Origin of the sequence: Streptomyces sp. NPDC058279, assembly GCF_042881255.1 — a bacterium.
In the GTDB taxonomy this organism is placed as follows: domain Bacteria; phylum Actinomycetota; class Actinomycetes; order Streptomycetales; family Streptomycetaceae; genus Streptomyces.
In genome coordinates, this window is sequence record NZ_JBHVYA010000052.1 from 1 (window position 1) to 2,420 (window position 2,420).

General features: G+C 56.4%; 3 protein-coding genes. All 3 read right to left on the reverse strand.

From position 1 onward, the window contains the following. Nucleotides 1-407: 407 nt before the first annotated feature. Nucleotides 408-863 carry a hypothetical protein gene (locus ACFVXJ_RS31235; protein ID WP_175918296.1) on the reverse strand — a complete coding sequence of 152 codons (456 nt, stop codon included), beginning with the start codon at nt 861-863 and terminating at the stop codon, nt 408-410. Nucleotides 864-1,309: 446 nt separating this feature from the next. Next, nucleotides 1,310-1,567, reverse strand: a complete 258-nt coding sequence (locus ACFVXJ_RS31240; protein ID WP_124473431.1) for a hypothetical protein — start codon at nt 1,565-1,567, stop codon at nt 1,310-1,312. A 560-nt stretch (nt 1,568-2,127) separates the two neighbouring features. Then, nucleotides 2,128-2,420 (reverse strand): LytR/AlgR family response regulator transcription factor (locus tag ACFVXJ_RS31245; protein WP_389666832.1); only part of this gene is annotated, 293 nt, incomplete at its 5' end.

Consider the following 2,420-nt stretch of genomic DNA (forward strand, 5'->3'; position numbering starts at 1 on the left):
GCTCATCTGGTAGAGCAGTTGATTTGTAATCATCAGGTGGCGGGTTCGAGTCCTGCAGCCGGCACCATATCCAGCAAGGGGTTACGCGATGTTTGCGTAGCCCCTTCGCGTTTCCAATACCCTCTCATGTTTCCAATGCGCGTCGGCGAAACGGTTTAACCGGCCGTGTGCCGCGCACGTAACGCGCCGTCACGCCCGGTCCGCTGTGACCCGCCAGGCGCTGCCCGACTTCCAATCCTTCATGGTTCGTCTTGTGCGTCACGCCGCGCGCGCGGAGATCGCGGAATGGAAACGTCGCCTTGTCGAAGCGTGAAGGCAGCTTGCCCTTCCAAAGTGGGTAGCCTTTTTGGTCGCGCAAGAGGTGGGGCGAGAGGTCGACCTTCGAACCGCGCCAGGCGAGCAGTCGCTCAAACAGCGCCGCGAGGGCGCCCGTAATCTGTACGTTGACAATGCTCCAGTCTTTTGTGTGCGGAAGAAGATGCCCGCACAATGTTGGCGCGCTGCATGCGCAGGATGTCCGAGGGGCGTTGTACGCAGAGATTGGCCAGATCCATCGCGTTGCACAGCGGTTGGTAGGGCGCGGCATAGACGGCCGCATACAGCTCGTCATCGATGAGGGCGTCCCGGCGCCCGGTCTCCTTCTTCCTGCGCACGCCGGCGCACGGGTTCGCGATTGCCATCATGCCCCACAGCCGCCCGCAGTTCAGGACCAGCGACAGCCCGGCCTTCGTGCGGTTCGCTGTCACGACGCCGCGCTTCTCTACCGTCGTGCGCCAGATCGTGGCGACGTCGCCCGGCGCGAGCGTATCGAGCTCGCGATCGCCGATGACGGCAGCGGGCCCGGACAGGAACAGGTCGTACATGCGCCGCAGCAGACTTCTGCAGCGCGGGGGCGTCAGGGCGGTTTCGGTATGTACTTCCATGTGCCTTAGTTATGCAGCATCGGCGCTTCCTGTCCTTTGTGCTCGGTTCGGTCACAATAATGGGCCGCTCACAATAGCGCCGGTCCCGAATGCTCCGAGTACTGGCCGACGATAGTCAGAATCGGCACTAAGGCCTCGCTACATAAGGCTTTGCGGCGAAACTGCCAGATTTTGCACGAAAATGACGATTACCCCTGGCCGGACACTCCTGACGCTAGACGCCGCACTCCCAATATCCGGTGACGCGAGTCCGGTAATCAACTGCGATTGGAATTATCTGGAACTATATATTTTATAGAAAGTCAATTCGTCACGTAATTGAAAATGGTTTGGTGGCGGAAGCGTCACCAAACCATTGGGGTGATATCAAAGGACTATTTCGATCGTTACGTCAATTGGATCGTAAATCCTTCCTTCGAGCCTTCAAATGATACTCCGGATTGGAGGGGGCCCGACCCATACTTCCAGATAGCATACAGTGCCTTGGTTTTGCCTTTGGCGGGATCTCCGAATCGATTGGTCGCCAAAAAAGTGCGTGCCCCTTCGGCGAATTCCGTTTTGATGCCATTGGTGACATCGATTGTCTGGTTAAGATAGCCGTAGCCAGCATATACGATTGTCACTTCGTTTACCAGTTCAGTCATTTTTAACCTCGTAAGTGATCGCGATTATCGAAAACATATCGTTATATAAAGTCCGATATCCATCTAACTTCGAAGCCTGTCGGACATCTACGTAACGATATAAGAATCGGTTAGACGCCTTTCCAAATCAATTACAAGTAATTACGCGAGTGACAAGTTGGCGGAAACGCTGAGCTCCTTTGTTTACGCAAACATGCAAACTTCATCGCGAACCGAGCGGGTAGCCATCGCTTGGATTAGGACGTGGTGGAAGGCGGCTAACGAAACCAGGGCAAAACTGCTGAAACCGCGGCGGGCAGGCGCTTCCAATTCGAACCAAAGCCCCGACAGATAAGGCTGACAAGCCGGCATAGTCTGTAGTTTTGGAAACGCGAAATACAGCTAATTCACTGTAATCGTTGATTTTTTCAAGTGCCTTGTAATCATCAGGTGGCGGGTTCGAGTCCTGCAGCCGCACCACATTGAACGAAGGGCTACGAGATCTTGTCTCGTAGCCCTTCGTCGTTTTCAGGCCAGTTTCCAGCGGGGCTGCTGAACAGGCATCCCCCGCCCGATCTGCATCACATCTGCCTGAACAACCCCGCATACGCCCGACTGACCGGCAGCATCTCCCGCTGCCCGTTCACGCGAATCCGCAACCTTCCCAACAGATCGCGCTCGACACGATCGATCGCTGCGTACGCAACGATCACGCCGCGATGCACCTGCACGAACCGCTCGGGATCGAGCCGCTGCATCAGCTCCTTCAGCGGCGTGCGAATCACGAGCCGTTCGCTGGCCGTCACGATTTCCGTGTATTTCTCCGAAGCCTGGAAATACAGCACGTCATCGACCGAGACGAGCCGCGTTGCAT

What these genes read in the sequence shown, in the direction of transcription:
- ACFVXJ_RS31235 (WP_175918296.1), bottom strand. Translation starts at nt 863, where the DNA reads ATGTACGACCTGTTCCTGTCCGGGCCCGCTGCCGTCATCGGCGATCGC.
- ACFVXJ_RS31240 (WP_124473431.1), bottom strand. Translation starts at nt 1,567, where the DNA reads ATGACTGAACTGGTAAACGAAGTGACAATCGTATATGCTGGCTACGGC.